Genomic DNA, 16,747 nt, shown 5'->3' with positions numbered 1-16,747 from the left:
TTCCTTTTTTTAGGAGAAGAACATGTCACAGAAAGCAAGAATAAGATTATCAGGAATTAGTCCTGTAAACCTTGATGGTGTTTGCGATCAGGTCAAAGCCATTGCAGACCGAACAGGAGTAAGTATCTCAGGACCAGTTCCACTACCTACCAAAAAAATGGTAGTGCCTGTCCGCAAGAGTCCTAGTGGCGATGGAACAGCCACGTGGGATCACTGGGAAATGCGTGTACACAAGAGACTCATCGACATCGCAGCAGATGAACGTGCACTCAGGCAACTTATGCGCATCCAGGTTCCAAAAGACATTAACATTGAGATCGTACTTCAGAATTAACTATAGTTATTGACAACAATAACTATAACTTTTAAGTTACAGATCATATCTGTAACATCTACTTCTTATCTTTCAGCAGCACCATCGAGTGTCTGCTATGAAAGATTTTAGGATAGAACTGCTGTGAAGCCTCTTTTTTTATAAGTTCTCCCATTTCCTTAAGTATTACTGAGGATTACAGTCAGTACCGCAAAATATATCTAAACCAGTAACTCATAAAAAATATAGGGTATAATATGAAAGAAAGGATACTGATATTAGGAGCAGGCTATGCCGGATCGGTTGTAGCTAATATACTAGCCAGAACGTTCAGGAACAAAATTGCCAGAGATGAATTAGAGGTCACCGTTCTTGACAAAAATGACATTAATATTAACCAGGGTGGTTTTACTTTTATTCCCTTTGAACTCTATACGCCCGAAGATATCACAAGACCTCGAAATAAACTTATGAGCCCCAGAGTAAAAGCCTTTTACGGGGATGACGGGGAAGTAACTGCATTAGACCTGAGGAATAAGGAGATAACTGTAAAAAGCAATAAAAAATACGGTTATGACTACCTTGTTATTGCACTTGGGTGCAAAGCAGATATAAGTTCTATCCCGGGACTTGCAAATGACCTCAACACTTTCTACACATCGATAGAAGATGCATTCAAAGTAAGGGACCTGATAAAGAACATCAAAGGTGGAAAAGTAGTCGTTTCAGTTGCATCAATGCCTATCCCATGTCCGGGTGCACCTGTAAAGTTCACATTTATGCTAGAAAGCTACCTGCGAAACGTTAAGAAGGTCATGGACGATGTACAATTGACCCTTTTATGGCCTCAGGAACCCATAGGACCATCTGAGTTTAACAAGCTTGTGACAGGAGAGCTCAAAGAAAAGAACATTGAGATCATAAGGAATTTCCAGCTGGCCAGCGTCGATGCAGACAAAAAAGAAGTGATATCAAAGAATGGGGAAAAAGTAAATTATGATCTGCTGATCACTGTCCCGCCCCATAAAGCTCCGGAAGTGTTGATAAAATCTGGCCTTACAGACGAGAAAGGCTGGATATCTGCGGATAAAGCCACACTTCAATACCGTGGACCTGCTGGCAACTATGATAATGTATATGCCATTGGGGACCTTGGACCTGTCGATATTCTGAAGACAGGAATTGGTGCCCACTACCAGGCTATCGCAGTTAGCCAGAACCTTATAAATGATATTTATGGAAACAATATTAAAACTCCATACGAAGGCGAAACGGGATGTCCGATCGTTACTGAACTGGAAACCCCATCCACACAAGGAAGAGGTTACATTGCCACTTGGAAATACGGAGTACCTCCGGCCCCCTTCACAACCACAAAAATGGGCTGGTTCCTTTATCGCATGTATTATCACATACACTGGGATATCAGCGTAAAAGGATTGTTCTGAGGAGGAAGTGAATATGACAAATGAGAATATTGCAGATCAGATATCAGGAATTGAGATCACACCAGCTGATATTGAAGCTGTTCTGGACCTTGTGCGAACAATGAGAATTTTGCAGAACTACATAAATGACCAGACAGCCCATGGAATTGCAGAACTGGGGGCAACGGTATTAAAGCTCACAAATGCGATCATGTGTACTGATCTTGTAGAAATAATGGAAAGAGGTGTCCAGGACCCTGAGCTTGATAAAGCTCTTCTCAACCCCCCAAAGATAGGTATTGGTGGAATGATGAAACAGATGCAGAATGAGGATTTTCAGAAAGGCCTGGGAATCATGATCGAGCTCCTAAAGGCTATAGGAAGAGCTACAGAAGATTAGAATAAGAAGATCCACTGACAAGTGGACATTTCATTTTTTATTTCATTTTCCATTTTCATCATCATTTTTTTCTTCTGTTTCCTTGTCCGCCTTATCATCAAAATAGAACTTCAATATAAAGGTCGTACCGGATGGAACATTATCTTCCAGGGAAATCTCACCATATCTTTCAACTATCCTTTTCGCAATGTAAAGACCAATGCCCGTATGTCCTGATTCACCATACTTGAAACCTTCCTCAAACACACGTCCTTTTACCCTGTCAGGAATGCCACTGCCATTATCTGAGATTCTCAACTCACAAAAACCATCTTTTTCTTGCATGGAAATATCTATCATATCAGCCTTACCATGAACTATTGAATTCTGGATAATGTTGCCAATGACAGAATGAAGGCCACTGTCTGCTTTTACAGAACATTTACCATGTATATTCAAATGTATTGGGAACTCCTGCGATACCTCCATCACAAGCAAACGAAGATCTATCGTCTTCACTTCTCTGACATACATAAGTGACTCGAAATCTTTCATTTCACTAATTAATTTAAGACTATGCTGGACAGCCTTTTGCGACATATCAAGTTCTCTTTCATCCATCCTCTCCTTGAGATTATCGACTGACAGAGAAATAATGTTCAGATCATTGAGGATATCATGCCTGAGTATCTTATTGACAAGACCCAGTGTTTCCAGCAAATGTTCATGCGATTCCTTTTTCTTCACAAGATCATATTCCCTCATCTTCAGTTCCCTGTAGAGAAGATCATACGGCTTCATAAGACTTGTAACTACTATAGCCTTATATACAAAATAGAATGAAAGCAGTTTGAAGTAATGACCCAGCAGGTTGGAAAAACCGTACACGTCTATGTAAAAAGTGAAAGATAATTCTGCGAATATGGTCAGAATAATAGAACCTGAAAGCAATCTGTATACATTGTAATCGAAGTCTGCTCTATGTATTCTGAGCATAAAAAGTGAAGCTAACAGGATAAGAGAAATCATGTACTCGCTTATTATTTTGAACTGTGTGAGTCCACTGCCTTTAATAAAGCACGTCGGAAAGTAGCCCCCAAATATCAATGCAAGAAGGAAAGAGGTCACCGCAAAATAGATTGAAAATACTTTATGTACATTCAGTGTTCTCCTCAGCATAAAAGGGGCTATCAAAAACGAAATACTTTGCAGGTACCGTGCAGCTATCCATAGCTGAGTAGGCAGATCAGCATCATTGCCAGAAAAAACACCCATTCCTTTATAGCTGATTATATGTAAAAAATCAATTCCTGCCACGAAAAGAAAGTTGATTCCAAGAAAAAGAAGATAAGAATTTTTGGTAACTATTCAGCCCGGTGAAAACATGCTCATCCGCCATATTCCTAAATTTCCTAAGAGTAAATTTCTTTTGAGTCACGAATTTTGATTGTTGTAACCGATTGCTTTTTCTATTTTTGAACTATGAGCGAACAAACATCTCTGTTTCAACGAAATCAGCATCATTAGGCCGATTATGGCAGGCTGAATAGTTACGAATTTTTCAGATAATGCCTGGAGTTCCAGGCAATTAGAAAGACTGAAGAGATAACTACAACACTTGCTACTTCAACAACACTGTGGAAAAGAAGAAAACTCTTTAGACTAATAAAGTACAGGCATACTAAAACCAAAAATATAGATAAAATTTCGGAGTACTTCTTATATGAATATTTTAAACCCAAATTTCAACCCCGGATTCTATTGAAACCTTCATTAGTAAATTATATGATACACATCAATATATAATAATGACCCTATATATATAGTAATACTTTACGAAGATCAAAGAGAAATAAACATCTTTGGACCTATTTTAATACTTGTGCAGCAGCTAATCTTATAATGAACTTCGTACCTTTTGGAAAATTATCCTCAACACTTATGAAGCCATTATAACGCTCAATTGTCTTTTTGGCGATATAAAGTCCAAAACCAGTGTTACCGGTTTTCCCGTGTTTGTATCCCTCATCGAAGATCAGGGGTTTAATATCATCAGGAATACCTGTACCATTATCAGCAATAGATACCTCACAGGTATCATTCTTATTTACTATTCCAATTTCAATTTTGCTGGCGCTACCGTGAATAATAGCATTGCTTATGATATTATCAAGGACAGAAGATAAAGCTTTATCTGCCATTGCAATGCAGTTCCCTGTCACATTGAATTCAGCTACATGTTTACTTATAACACTGTCAACCAGATTTCTTAGATTCAAAAGCTCTAAATTATCAACACCAACTGAAAACTGATCAAGCTCCTGGACATTCCGTATCAATGAAACACTCTTATTTGCTGCTTTTCGGATCATTAAAATGAATTGCTTATCATTTTTCTCTTCAAGCAAGTCCAGTGCTCCGAGAACGATCTGGAGATCATTGGCGATATCATGCCTCAGAATACGATTTGTAGTACGAAGCATTTCAGTAAGTTTCACATGCTCTTCCCTGGACCTGGATACTTCATGATAGCGCCTTATATTTGATATCGCAAGTCCTGAAGCCTTTGCAAGATCATGGGCAACACTTAGATACTCATCCAGATATTTAGGAAAAGCAATCCCATGTACCTCTATAATACCAAGGATATCGTCTGTAGTTGAGATTTTGATGGCAAAACCATCTTCCTTATCAAAAACAACATAATCTGCATCAGATCCTTTCAATTTTAGGACCGTATCTTTTTTAGATTCTTCACACTTACAATATATAAGTTCCATATCATCTTCATGAAAAGAATAGTAAACAACGTTCTTCGGAGCGAACATTGTACTGAACAGCTTACAAACTGAGTCAATAGCCGTAGATTCATCAGTAATATCAGCGATTGTTTTTATAAAATCAAGTGACATTGCATATGAAGCTACTTTCTTATTACATACCTTCAATTGACCTTGTTTCTTTTCGATAACCCATCGAAGCATCATGTTATCAAAAACCATTTTGAAATGCTCAAATCCGACATTCAGGATCTTAAAAGGAACACCTGTATACCTGAAAAACTCTTCTGCCCTTGCAATCACATCATGATGAATGCCTGTGTCCAGAATGAGAATGGATGAATATGAATCGTGGAATAATTTGCCTGGGCCTTCATTGAACAAATTCATGGACTTCAGATTATTTTGCCACATTTCAAGCCAGCCGGAAACTATTACAAAAGTGCCTTCTTCCTCATGTCTCTGCAATATAGCCCTCTGTGCAAAGAGATCATAGATATGTTCCATCTTATTGATCCTAAGAGAGCCGTAATATTCTTCCGGGACCGCAACTTCCGGGCAAAATCTGTCACACAGAAGCAATATATCATTATCGCATTTCAGTTTCCTGATAGTTCGGAGAATAATTTCTGGAGCACTAATATCCGGAGATAGCGTAAAATATGCCAGCTTTATTCCTTTATACTGAGTATCAACGGAAACTGCATGTTCAATTTCCTGCTTAATGAATTCCGGTGCAATGAGATAGTGGTCGTAAAGCATAGTGCCTACCCAGGATATTGACCCCATTTTCTTAAAGACTCGGAGATGTTCAGGAGCACATCTGAAGGAACAGTATAGGGTATCTCCCCATGATTATCGGACAGGATATAGCCTCCGCCACTGGCTGCCTTCTGAATTGCTTCCTTGACTTTATCTCCAGTTTCCTGTGGCGACCAATGCCTCATTTCTATACCATTCAGATTGCCCATGACAGATAGCTTTCCTTTACATGCATCTTTCACTTCTGCAAGGTCTTCCAACACGCTTGTGCAAATTATTGAAGTCCCTGTTTCTGCAATATCTTCAATTATGGGCAGGCATCTTCCTGATGCCATGTGAGTTGCAGTTGGACCTTTTATCTTGGAAATAGTTCTTTTAGCAACCTTAAAACCTGTTTTCCTGTAAAGTTCCGGTGGAATAATGGTTGATGAGGACACAGGATCAAAGTAACAAATTGCAGTTGCACCAGACTCAAGCTGCGCATTAGCCCACTGGACACAGAACTTTTCATTAACTCGCATCAATTCTTCAAATTTATCTGGTTCTTCATAGATCAGATCAAAGTAATGATCAAAACCCATCTGCATGGTCGGCAATGCAAAAGGAGACATAACTACCCCTATTATAGGGATATCCTCACCTGTATATTCTTTTATGAGTGACGTTGTCTTCAGGAGCTTCTGCAGTTGTGGTGATCCAAATACATCCGGAGATTCCAGAGAAGTTATATCCCCTGGATCACGGATTATCGGTCTGCCGGAATTAGGAGCTGCATCCGGGTAGAAGACTGAATTGCCACCCCACGCTTCAAGTTCAAGTGAAGCATAATAAAAAGGATAGTAACAATCATGACCATATCTCTGCTGCATCCTTATCTGAGCCTTAGCAACCATTTCAGGATTTGAGAAATATTCTTCTATAGAAATATTAAATTCTTTTGACCCCTGTGTTGTCAGCAACAGGAAAAAAGGAACCCTGTCAGGTTCCTTGTGACTTAGGGCGGTCAGAACTCTTTCCATAGGAGTTATTTCGTCACTGCTCATTGGGATACCTCAGTACATCATATATTTTATTAACAGATTCCATGGCATCAACTGCCATAGCATCAGCACCAACTTCTTTCCATAGATCACGGTCAAATAAAAATGGTGCCCCACCAACTATTATCTTAGTCTTGATACCTTCGCGATCAAAAATCAACCTGAGTTTTTTGACCTCAAAGGCAAGATTGAGCATGAGCGTAGAAGCCATGAGAACCTCAATGCCATCATCTTTAACTTTCATACCAATTTTATCAGGTCCCATATCACCATAATCATAGACATTAAACCCATTAGCTTTCAGGTAAGATGTGACTATACGTTTACCAAGCATATGCTCATCCCCAAGGGTCGTTATACCTATAGCAGGCATATTCTTTCGGTAAGGACTCTCAGCAGGCAAAATCATTTCCACAATCTCTTCGCATATTTTACTCGCCATGTATTCCTGTGACAGTGCTATTTGCCCAAGGGACCACATATCACCAATACTCTCAAGAGCAGGAGCGATGATCTCGTTGATAAGTTCAAAAGCATTATCACCTGTGAATTTACTGGTTATCAGGTTCTTCGCAGCAACCCTATTAAGAGAGAGAAGTAATTCTTTAAATTCCCGTACCTGAAACTTATCCCTACCCATAGACTTACCACCTGTGATGACAATTTAATTATGATCTATAATTATATAAAGATACCATTAACAAAATATATGATTATTTAAAAGAGAAAAAAGGATATAGCAAAAAAACAAGTAACAATTGTGAATTTATGGCTGCAAATGGCAGTTCCATGATAAAAACACAGAACAACTAAAGGTACCATTCATGACCGATATCAAAAAAACGAAACTTGACATGGAAGCACTGAAAGATAAGATACTTCAGTTCAAAAAAGAACATAATGCAGTGATACTTGCCCACAACTATCAGATAGATGAAGTTCAGGACATAGCTGACTTCACAGGAGACTCCCTGGAACTTGCCAGGAAAGCAGCGAACCAGGGTGCAGATGTAATTGTTTTTTGCGGAGTTGACTTTATGGCAGAGACGGCAGCCATCCTTTCACCTGAAAAGACAGTTATTTTGCCTGCTGCAGATGCAAACTGCCCCATGGCTGAGATGATCACAGCAGGAGAACTCAGGGTCCTTAAGGAAAGGTTCCCTGATGCAGCAGTAGTATGCTATGTAAACACCTCAGCGCAAGTGAAGGCAGAGAGCGACATATGCTGTACATCATCAAATGCTGTCAGAGTGGTCCAATCCCTTGATGCTGACCGGGTGATCTTCGTACCTGACAGGAACCTTGGAAGTTATGTGGCCCGTTTCACCGACAAACAGATACTTCCCTGGGAAGGATTCTGTTTTGTGCATGACAGGATAACACCCGAAGATGTGAAGAAAGCACGTGAACTCCATCCTGATGCAGAAGTTCTGGTGCACCCTGAATGCAGGGCAGAGGTCATTGACCTGGCAGACTACGTGTATTCAACATCCGGCATGATAGAACATGTATGCAAAAGCAGTAAAAAGGAGTTCATTATCGGTACGGAAGTCGGAATACTCCACCGGATGAAAAAAGACTGCCCGGATAAATTGTGCTATCCATTGTCCCAGAAAGCCATATGTACCAATATGAAAAAAACAGACCTCCAGAAAGTGTATAACTCACTTGTGAGTCTCACACCCAGGGTAACAGTACCTGAAGATGTCGCAGATAGGGCCCGGATGGCAATCCAGAGAATGCTTGACATTTAGATTATTTATCGGTTTTATTTTAAAATTTTCTTTTTAAAAAACAAAGGATCAGGAGTTATAAGCTTCTCCCGGAATCCAGCGATCCCCAGATTCACTTATTTCCTTTTTCCAGATAGGGACACTTTCTTTTATGCGCTCAAGTACATACTCGCAAGCAGCGAATGCTTCCTTACGATGCCCTGCACCCACGAGTATAAGCAAAATATTCTCGCCCACGAGCAATTCCCCTATACGGTGAATGACATCCATGCTTTCAATGTCAAACTTACCGAATGCTTCGTTACAGATGGTTTTAAGTTCCCCGATAGCCACATCTTCATAAGCTTCAAAATGAAGCAGGTCTATACCGTCATCTCTTACAGTTCCAAGAAAAGTGACCATTGCGCCCATTTTATTTGTCTTTGCCTGTGAGATAATTGCATTTATATCAAAATCATCATGTGTGATTTTTATCATGAGAACACTCCTGCGAAGTGACACTTTTGCCGCATACTTTGCAATCATGTCTTGCAGATACCTTCATGTATTCCATTTCAGAGCAAAGCCCATTCCATATAAGCAGCCTGTTCATCAAAAGCTCGCCAATTCCAAGCAGGTATTTGATAACCTCATTAGCCTGTATCATGGCGATGATGCCCGGAGTCACACCTACGACCGGAAATACTTCCGATGGAGGGGGAGAAGGAAAAACACAGTTAAAACATGCACTTTTCCCTGGGATGATTGTCATTGCCTGCCCATCAAACCCACGGATAGCTCCATGAATTAATGGTATATTTTTTTCGTGGGCAACCTGATTGAGAAGATAGCGGACAGGATAATTATCCATGGCATCGACTATTAGGTCTGCGTCACCTATTAGCTCCATGACATTGGATTCATCGATTGTTACATGAAATGTCTCGATACCAATATGCGGGTTGACTGCCCGGATCTTAGCTTCAACAGACAGTACTTTTTCCCTGCCGATGTCCGCTTCCCAGTGCAGTATCTGGCGGTTGAGGTTGGTCAGTTCCACACAGTCGCGATCTGCTATCCTCAGGTGTCCTACACCGGCAGCTGCAAGATAAAGTGCTATAGGACATCCAAGCCCCCCGGCACCTGCAATGAAAACCCTGGCATCCTTTAAACGCTCCTGCCCTTCCTCGCCAAAGAGCATAATCTGCCTGCTATAACGTTCAAGCTCTTCTTTACTTAGCATTGCACAATTCCTCAACAATTAGTAATAAAAAGTAGAGGGATATTAGAGATTATCCCTGTTAACCTTTATTTCGTACTTTTCCGCAATTTCCTGAAGAGAATCTGCAAGATAATGTATCTTTTCCCATGAAAGACCATAGGTACTGAGTTTCCATGAACGTGTTGCTCCGGCAAACTCTCCTACAATCCCCCTCTTTGTGAGTTCATCAGAGAGGAAGAAACCTTTTCTTTTATGGGTTCCTGCAACCACATCAAAGCTTCCGGTGGTGTCCACCTTTGAAAGTGCGTGCTTCCTTGGATACTCTGACAATACCTCACTTCCCTCTATTGCAAGCAGTTTATCGACGAGGAAATTAGATTTCTTCACTTCCACGTCCCAGTTCATCGTACGCTGTTTCACCGTTGGGAAAGAAGCTATCATTGCCATGAGGGTAGAACCCATGAGGGTACATCCAAGCATCTCAACTTCTTTGACCCCAAATTTGCGCTTTGTAAGGTCACCTGTCATCTGAGTAGTCCTGAATACCACATCAGCCCATTCATCGGTTGTTGCGAGTACACCTGACGGAGCGGGAGAAGCCATACTTTTGTGACCGGAACCGACGATAAAGTCTGCACCAATCTTTTTTCCATCTACAGGCATCACACCTACGGTATATGCTCCATTGTAGAGGAACGGGATATCATACTGGTGGGCAACTTTCCCGATCCCGCTCACATCATGTTCATTAGCAAGCTGATAGTCGAAATGATCGATCATAATAAGTGCAGGTGCTTTGCCGGTTTCAGCAGTAACATCCTCGATCCGGTCTGCAACTGCATCAGCTGTAATGATCTTGTTCTCGTTAAGAGGAACTTCCTTCACAACACCACCTGCACCTTCCACAGCAAGGAATTCGGTGTAATGTGCCAGTGATGAAACGATCACTGAATCTCCAGGTTTTACAAGGCTTGACGTAACGGCCTGGAATCCTCTTCTCGCCCCCGGAACTACGCGTGCTGTCTCCATTTTCAGGAAAGCAGCGAGCTCCTGGTGGAAATCAGCAATTGGTGGTTTGGATATCTTATCAAGTCTGAATGGCTTGCGGCAACTGTCACAGGTGGAGTATCCGTCCCCGTATGCGATGAGTGCCTTGCGGGCCTCGGGGGTTAGTCTTCCTGCTGCCTGCATTGGCTGGATGTTGATGTATTCTTCCTCATGGCTTCGAATACCCAGTGTCCCGCCGATCTTAGTGACCTCAGGAACACCAGCCCCAGCTTCCAGGTCGTCTATTATCGACCTGATATGCCGTATCTGCCCGTTAAACCCATCCATATCTGCCGGACCAGTCGAACCTGGTAGTGACTGGCGCAGCATCTCACGGATGTCTTCAAGGGCAAATAGCGCTTCAAATGTTTTCTGTGCTCTGATATCCATAGGAATACCTCTTGTCACATCTAGCCGGTAGTGAAAAATGACATATACGGACTGAATGCGACATTAATATCGTGTATTTTTCACTGATTCACGATTGTGAACTGTAAATTAACAATTGTGAATATATAAAACTATTGCAGATATGAAATAACTGACAAAATAGAGAGAAAAGACTTTTAAGATTAAAACTATATTCACAATTGTGAGTTTAAAAAAGCTGGAAATCAGCATATCGACAATTAAGAGGAATATATTATCATGAAATTACCCTGTCAGATGATTGTCTGGGACGTATTGCCTGCCATACGGGCAGCAATTGCAGAAGAACTTGTAAACTGTGGGCTTTCACAGCAGGAAATCGCCAGGGAACTTGATATGGCGCCTTCGGCTGTTTCACAATACCTATCCAAGAAAAGAGGATATCGCATAGTATTTGATGAAGAGGTTAAAAAGTCCATACATATCCTTGCAGAAGATATGAAAGATAATCAGGTCGATGACCTTGCGGGAAGGATATGTGGCATTTGCAGGCAATTGCGCGAAGATGGCCTCCAATGTATTAATGACGAAAATAAGAAATAATACAAGGCATTCTGTTCGTTATAGTGCTTATCAGGATGGTCCAGCATGCTGAATGTGAAGAGAATAAGAAATGATTTTCCAATCCTTGCAGATATATCTTATATGGATAATGCAGCAACCAGCCTTTCCCCAGAGCAGGTAGTCAGCTCCATGAACGATTTTGAGCATTACTATCGTGCCAACGTAGGACGGGGTATTCATCGCCTTACGAACATAGCTTCACAGAGATACTGGCACGCACACCAGAAGGTGTCCCGCTTCATTGGAGGGGAAAACGGCACAACTGTCCTGACAAAGAATACCACGGAAGCCATCAACATGGTTGCCTGTGGGACAAAATGGAACAAAGGCGACAATGTAGTCACCACCATACTTGAGCATCATTCTGATCTTCTTCCATGGATACGCCTGCGCCAAAGAGGCGTGGATGTATCAATAATAAGAGCAGATGCCCATGGTTCTTTTGACGTGGAGGATCTTGAAACTGCAATAAATGAGAATACAAAGATAGTTGCAGTTACCCACGCTTCAAATGTCCTCGGGAATCTGCTGCCTGTTAAAGAGATAGCTGCCATCTGCCATGAGAATGGAGCGAAGCTGCTTATTGACGGGGCGCAGTCAGTCCCTCATTTCCCGGTTGATGTAAAAGAACTTGGCTGCGACTACCTTTGCTTTTCAGGACATAAGATGCTCGGACCCACCGGAACGGGGGTTTTGTGGATGAAAAAGGCTGACATTAAACCTTTGATGCTTGGCGGCGGCATGATAGGAAAAGTATCTGTTGATGATTACACTCTTGCCGAAGGTTATCAGCAGTACGAGGCAGGAACCCCGAATATTTCCGGAATGATAGGACTTGGCAGGGCTGTTGAGTATCTTGAAGACACCGGCATGAAGGCTATAAAACAACACGAAGAGTACCTCACAAAAAGACTGATTGAAGGACTTCGGGACATTAAAAGTGTAACTGTTTACGGACATGGAGACAACTCCGAGAGCATAGGAGTAGTATCCTTTAACGTTGAAGGCATGCACCCGCATGAAATTGCACATATCCTTGATGAAGGGGCAGGTATTATGGTCAGGTCAGGAGAACATTGTTGTCAGCCGCTAATGAGCCACCTTGGATTGGATAACGGCACTGTGCGGGCAAGTCTTTATCTGTACAACACCGAAGAGGAAGTTGACCTCCTTATAGATACAATGGAAGAACTGGCAAGGAGATTATGAATGTACAGGGAAGTAGACTGCATAAAAGTAGATGGCGATTCCTTTGAACTGGAAAAGCACCCGGTCATTGAGGAAATGCCGCTTGCAGTTACCGTGAACGGCAGACATGCCCTCACTGCAATGATAAGTAATGATATGCTCCGGGAATTCGTCATTGGTTTTCTTTATACAGAAGGCATCATCAAAGACATAGATGAGCTCGAGTCCATAAAAATAGAAGGCAGCAATGCATGTGTGCTGACAGAGAATCCTTTTAAGATACTTGTCTCAAAGAAAACAGTCCTTAGCGGTTGTGGCGGTTCAATGTCATACCTTGACATCGCTAAGCTCCCTGAAATTAATTCTGGTTTTACCGTGAATTCTGAAACTATACGGAATTCTGTGAAAGAAGCCCTTGATTCACAGCTTCATGTGCTGACAGGTGGCATCCATGTGGTCGCACTGTACAATTCTAAAGGAAAGGTATGTGTTGTAGAGGACATCGGCAGGCACAATGCACTGGACAAGCTAATAGGCTATGCACTTGAAAAAGATATAGACCTTTCCGACACATATGTGATCTGTTCCGGCAGGATTTCATCAGAAATGGTGAGGAAATGCCTGACCGCAAATATCCCTGTTGTTGTTTCAAGAGGGGCAACAACAACGCTTGCGACTGATATCGCAAAATCCCGCGGACTGACCATAGTCGGTTTTGTCAGGAGCAAAAAGATGAACGTCTACTCATGGGGAAACAGGATCACTGACATACCAGATTCTGTATCTGAAGCTTTGCAAGTCAATGAAGAATAACAACAGGATCAGATGCAATAAACTTATTTTTGACTCAGCCGCCGAAGACTACCTGCATTATGCGGACATTGTCATCAGTGTTGAGTACCGTGTCTTCAGGAATTATATTACCATCCCTTGATACAAGGACCTCACCCTGAATGATATCAAGAATGCGCAGCAGTTCTTCAACTGTAAGCGATCCTAGGTTCATTTCCTCTGTTTTACCCGATGGCAATTTTACTTTCATAGTCCTACATGCAATCGATGATAAAAAATAAAATAAGGGGTTTTGGTTGGAGTTATACGTTTTTTAGCAGGAGCCATAGAAAACTCCCGCACATCTTAAGGACAGAGGTTAAATACCTCAAGCCAAGGCCCGGATTCGAACCGGGATGGAATCGCTCTGCAGGCGATTGCGTAGCCGCTCCGCCACCTTGGCAAACGTTTTTCATCACAATTGTGAACACATCTAATACACAACTGTGATATATAACATTTTTGTTCGCACTTATATATGGAAAATACCCTGAAATTCCATTCAAACTGTGGCAGACATTCTTAATAGTACTTCAACCAATATTAGACAGGCATCAAATCAACATTGAAGCAACGTTGAAACAACATTATATTTATCTTCAATGAGAAACATGCAGAACGAGTTAAACATTCAAAGATGGACCTGTAGTGTAGCGGATATCACTTAAGCCTCCGGAGCTTAGAACCCGGGTTCGAGTCCCGGCAGGTCCGCCAAAAATATTTTAGTGAACCTTATAAATCAGAAGCATTCCACAAAAGGAAAAAGAAATCAATCTACTTAAAAATGGAAATGGGAAATTTAGTTTCATCTTACACGTATGAATGCCTGTCCGCGGGAAGAATAGAATCCTTCTTTTTCAGATCTGGCAGACCTTTCATCCTTAAGTTCAGAAGAAGGCTCCGGGCTCATTCGTGAAATGGTTCTTTCGTGCATACCTATTTTTAATGATTCCGGCAAAGTAAATACCTCCAATGGAAACGCGTATTTCCATTAATATTTAATTATACATATATATATATAATTAAATATATAATATAAGAATATATAGTAGTCTCATCACCGAATATATAAATAGAAAACTGACATTTAGATTTAGAAAGTAGTACCAAATCTGTAAAATAAATAAACTGATACACATGAACATAAAGGGCATTATCTTTGATATGGACAACACACTCTTTGACTTTGTCGAAGCAAAGATGACAGCATGCACCGAAATTATCACTTTTTTAGGTGCAGGGGATCCTGATGAACTGTTTGAGTACTTCCGCAGGGAAAAACACGGCTTTGAGAACCCGGAGAATATAAAAGACTACATGATAGACAACGAGATACAGCCCCTTGGAAAATATGAAACATGTGTCATGATATACGAGACTGAAAAAGTGAAGCATATCAGACTTTATCCACATGTCAGTGAAACGCTTGTGGAATTAAACGAAATGGGGCTGTTGATTGGGATAGTCACTGATGCGAACAGCCGAAACGCCATGATAAGGCTTGAAAAAGTCGGTATCGGGAAACTTCTGCATTCGCTCACAGCTTATGACATGACAGGTACAAAAAAGCCAGCCCATGAGCCATTCAAACATGCCCTTAATACCATGGGACTTTCAGCACATGAAACTCTTTTTGTAGGAGATAGCCTGCGTAGGGACATTGCGCCTTCAAAACAACTCGGAATGATGACTGCATATGCGGCTTACGGGGACCGCAATGGTGCAGCCGACAGGATTACAGGAATAGAAGGACCTGACCATATAATCAATAGTTTCCATGAAGTACTGGAACTGGTTCTGGAACTAACTAAAAATGACAGAATATGACGTTATTGTTGTAGGAGCAGGACCTATAGGCTCTACAGCTGCAAGATATGCCGCCATGCACGGCGCACGGACGCTGATGCTTGAAGACCACGCATTCATAGGAAGTCCGGTGGGATGCACCGGACTGCTGAGTACCCGGGCAGTCGGCGAGTGTGATGTTGAACCCTCTGAAGATTTTGTTTTAAATTCTGTTAGAGGCGCTTTTGTGCATCCTATGAACGGAGAATGCCTCCCGATCGACGGGAGAAAGACAAAAGCCTATGTCGTATCAAGGAAGTTGTTTGACCGTAGGCTTGCTGCTATGGCACTTGAAGAAGATGTTGACCTGTGGCTGAACGCAAGGGTAAATGGCATCGAAAGAGCAGACGGGAAACAAAGAGTATCAGTCATCAGAAAAGGAATGCCTGAAACCTTGGAAGCAAAGGTTGTTATCGGTGCAGACGGCGTTCGCAGCAAGGTGGCAAAAATGGCAGGCCTTGGAAAGGTTAGTAAGGTATTGTCAGGAATACAGGCAGAAGTACCTTATCGTTCTGATAATGCTGATTTCGTGGAATTGTTCGTAGGCTCTCAGGCACCTGGCTTCTTTGCATGGGCAGTCCCGGTGAATGAAAATATTTCCCGAATAGGAATAGCAATTGACCCTGTATCCGTGCCTAAATCACAAAAAGATGTTACAGCATATCATGTACTCGAAAATCTGCTTACAAAGAATTCCCACATTGCTTCAAGATACGGTGGAGGGAAACTTGACCTTGTAATGGGCGGAATACCTTTAGGACCACTTGAAAAAACATATTCTGAGGGAATACTTATAGCAGGTGATGCCGCCGGTCAGGTTAAACCAACTTCCGGAGGCGGGATATATACAGGTGCCGTATGTGCAAAAATAGCAGGGGAAGTGGCTGCCAGGGCAGTTGCCAACGGAGACAATTCTGCGAATTTCCTATCGGAATATGACCGAAGATGGCGGGCAAAAATAGGAAAGGAGCTTGCAATGGGGATGAGGATACACCGGTTTGTCAGCGGGCTTGGGGACAATGAACTTAACGAACTGATAGGTTCAATGAACAATCTCACTATCCTTGACACCATCACACGTTATGGGGATATGGACCATCCTTCAATACTAATAAAGAAAATGTTGCACCCTTCCAGATCGATGCACATGCTCAAAGTCTTCCGCGCGTTTGCAAAAGCTGTTATTTGAATTCTGCATTATATGTGCT

Annotated in this window: 19 protein-coding genes and 2 tRNA genes; 10 read left to right on the top strand and 11 right to left on the bottom strand. The window is 41.7% G+C overall.

Annotated features, from left to right (window positions below; genetic code table 11):
- Positions 1 to 22 precede the first annotated feature (22 nt).
- From rpsJ to BB781_RS08695, 3 genes are all read left to right on the top strand, one after another.
- Complete coding sequence (rpsJ, locus tag BB781_RS08705; RefSeq protein ID WP_015052947.1) at positions 23 to 334, top strand: 30S ribosomal protein S10; 312 nt, start codon at positions 23 to 25, stop codon at positions 332 to 334.
- 236 nt (positions 335 to 570) lie between these two features.
- On the top strand, positions 571 to 1,761 hold the full coding sequence (locus tag BB781_RS08700) for an NAD(P)/FAD-dependent oxidoreductase (protein ID WP_094228108.1): 1,191 nt from the start codon (positions 571 to 573) through the stop codon (positions 1,759 to 1,761).
- Positions 1,762 to 1,774: 13 nt separating this feature from the next.
- A complete protein-coding gene (locus BB781_RS08695; protein WP_242492591.1) occupies positions 1,775 to 2,140 on the top strand; it encodes a DUF1641 domain-containing protein in 366 nt (121 codons plus the stop codon).
- A gap of 42 nt (positions 2,141 to 2,182) precedes the next feature.
- Here the strand turns inward: BB781_RS08695 and BB781_RS08690 are convergent, their stop codons facing one another.
- The 5 genes from BB781_RS08690 to BB781_RS08675 all read right to left on the bottom strand — a co-directional run bounded on the left by BB781_RS08690 (position 2,183) and on the right by BB781_RS08675 (position 7,341).
- A complete protein-coding gene (locus BB781_RS08690) occupies positions 2,183 to 3,487 on the bottom strand; it encodes an MASE3 domain-containing protein (protein ID WP_277985493.1) in 1,305 nt (434 codons plus the stop codon).
- A 182-nt stretch (positions 3,488 to 3,669) separates the two neighbouring features.
- Positions 3,670 to 3,810 (bottom strand): MASE3 domain-containing protein, encoded by a 141-nt coding sequence (locus BB781_RS16455; RefSeq protein ID WP_394335335.1) that lies wholly within the window; start codon positions 3,808 to 3,810, stop codon positions 3,670 to 3,672.
- A 177-nt stretch (positions 3,811 to 3,987) separates the two neighbouring features.
- On the bottom strand, positions 3,988 to 5,661 hold the full coding sequence (locus BB781_RS08685; RefSeq protein ID WP_164997830.1) for an ATP-binding protein: 1,674 nt from the start codon (positions 5,659 to 5,661) through the stop codon (positions 3,988 to 3,990).
- Positions 5,662 to 5,666: 5 nt separating this feature from the next.
- A complete protein-coding gene (locus BB781_RS08680; protein WP_094228105.1) occupies positions 5,667 to 6,704 on the bottom strand; it encodes a uroporphyrinogen decarboxylase family protein in 1,038 nt (345 codons plus the stop codon).
- On the bottom strand, positions 6,694 to 7,341 hold the full coding sequence (locus BB781_RS08675; protein ID WP_094228104.1) for a cobalamin B12-binding domain-containing protein: 648 nt from the start codon (positions 7,339 to 7,341) through the stop codon (positions 6,694 to 6,696). The genes BB781_RS08680 and BB781_RS08675 overlap by 11 nt, the downstream gene beginning before the upstream one ends.
- A 124-nt stretch (positions 7,342 to 7,465) precedes the next feature.
- On the opposite strand from BB781_RS08675, the gene nadA reads away from it, so the two are divergent.
- Positions 7,466 to 8,455, top strand: coding sequence for a quinolinate synthase NadA (gene nadA, locus BB781_RS08670; RefSeq protein WP_277985492.1), 990 nt, complete (start codon positions 7,466 to 7,468; stop codon positions 8,453 to 8,455).
- 48 nt (positions 8,456 to 8,503) lie between these two features.
- On the opposite strand, the gene BB781_RS08665 is transcribed toward nadA, so the two are convergent.
- The 3 genes from BB781_RS08665 to pscS are packed head-to-tail and all read right to left on the bottom strand — an operon-like array spanning position 8,504 to position 11,072.
- The gene (locus tag BB781_RS08665; RefSeq protein WP_094228102.1) at positions 8,504 to 8,911 is read right to left on the bottom strand and encodes a molybdenum cofactor biosynthesis protein MoaE; all 408 of its coding nucleotides are present in this window, start codon (positions 8,909 to 8,911) and stop codon (positions 8,504 to 8,506) included.
- On the bottom strand, positions 8,892 to 9,656 hold the full coding sequence (locus BB781_RS08660) for a HesA/MoeB/ThiF family protein (protein WP_094228101.1): 765 nt from the start codon (positions 9,654 to 9,656) through the stop codon (positions 8,892 to 8,894). The genes BB781_RS08665 and BB781_RS08660 overlap by 20 nt, the downstream gene beginning before the upstream one ends.
- A gap of 42 nt (positions 9,657 to 9,698) precedes the next feature.
- On the bottom strand, positions 9,699 to 11,072 hold the full coding sequence (gene pscS, locus BB781_RS08655; protein ID WP_094228100.1) for an O-phospho-L-seryl-tRNA:Cys-tRNA synthase: 1,374 nt from the start codon (positions 11,070 to 11,072) through the stop codon (positions 9,699 to 9,701).
- Positions 11,073 to 11,330: 258 nt separating this feature from the next.
- Here pscS and BB781_RS08650 point away from each other — a divergent pair, with 258 nt between their 5' ends.
- The 3 genes from BB781_RS08650 to fdhD are packed head-to-tail and all read left to right on the top strand — an operon-like array spanning position 11,331 to position 13,676.
- On the top strand, positions 11,331 to 11,654 hold the full coding sequence (locus BB781_RS08650; RefSeq protein ID WP_094228099.1) for a transcriptional regulator: 324 nt from the start codon (positions 11,331 to 11,333) through the stop codon (positions 11,652 to 11,654).
- 45 nt (positions 11,655 to 11,699) lie between these two features.
- A complete protein-coding gene (locus BB781_RS08645) occupies positions 11,700 to 12,884 on the top strand; it encodes an aminotransferase class V-fold PLP-dependent enzyme (RefSeq protein WP_094228098.1) in 1,185 nt (394 codons plus the stop codon).
- Complete coding sequence (gene fdhD / locus BB781_RS08640) at positions 12,885 to 13,676, top strand: formate dehydrogenase accessory sulfurtransferase FdhD (RefSeq protein ID WP_094228097.1); 792 nt, start codon at positions 12,885 to 12,887, stop codon at positions 13,674 to 13,676.
- A gap of 34 nt (positions 13,677 to 13,710) precedes the next feature.
- On the opposite strand, the gene BB781_RS08635 is transcribed toward fdhD, so the two are convergent.
- Together BB781_RS08635 and BB781_RS08630 are read right to left on the bottom strand one after the other, a co-directional pair.
- Positions 13,711 to 13,905, bottom strand: a complete 195-nt coding sequence (locus BB781_RS08635; protein WP_094228096.1) for a MoaD/ThiS family protein — start codon at positions 13,903 to 13,905, stop codon at positions 13,711 to 13,713.
- A 120-nt stretch (positions 13,906 to 14,025) separates the two neighbouring features.
- Positions 14,026 to 14,097, bottom strand: a tRNA-Cys gene (locus BB781_RS08630).
- Between the two features lie 236 nt (positions 14,098 to 14,333).
- Here BB781_RS08630 and BB781_RS08625 point away from each other — a divergent pair.
- Positions 14,334 to 14,408 (top strand) — tRNA-Arg (locus tag BB781_RS08625).
- Positions 14,409 to 14,499: 91 nt separating this feature from the next.
- Here the strand turns inward: BB781_RS08625 and BB781_RS15715 are convergent.
- Positions 14,500 to 14,652 carry a hypothetical protein gene (locus BB781_RS15715; RefSeq protein WP_164997829.1) on the bottom strand — a complete coding sequence of 51 codons (153 nt, stop codon included), beginning with the start codon at positions 14,650 to 14,652 and terminating at the stop codon, positions 14,500 to 14,502.
- Between the two features lie 179 nt (positions 14,653 to 14,831).
- Here BB781_RS15715 and BB781_RS08620 point away from each other — a divergent pair, with 179 nt between their 5' ends.
- On the top strand, positions 14,832 to 15,521 hold the full coding sequence (locus tag BB781_RS08620) for an HAD family hydrolase (RefSeq protein WP_094228095.1): 690 nt from the start codon (positions 14,832 to 14,834) through the stop codon (positions 15,519 to 15,521).
- Positions 15,508 to 16,728, top strand: coding sequence for an NAD(P)/FAD-dependent oxidoreductase (locus BB781_RS08615; protein ID WP_094228094.1), 1,221 nt, complete (start codon positions 15,508 to 15,510; stop codon positions 16,726 to 16,728). Before BB781_RS08620 ends, BB781_RS08615 begins: the two co-directional genes overlap by 14 nt.
- Positions 16,729 to 16,747 lie beyond the last annotated feature (19 nt).

It is taken from the genome of Methanolobus psychrotolerans (genome assembly GCF_002243045.1).
GTDB classification, from domain to species: domain Archaea; phylum Halobacteriota; class Methanosarcinia; order Methanosarcinales; family Methanosarcinaceae; genus Methanolobus; species Methanolobus psychrotolerans.
Note: the sequence above shows the minus strand (reverse complement) of the source record. Positions and strands in the feature narration are given on the sequence as shown.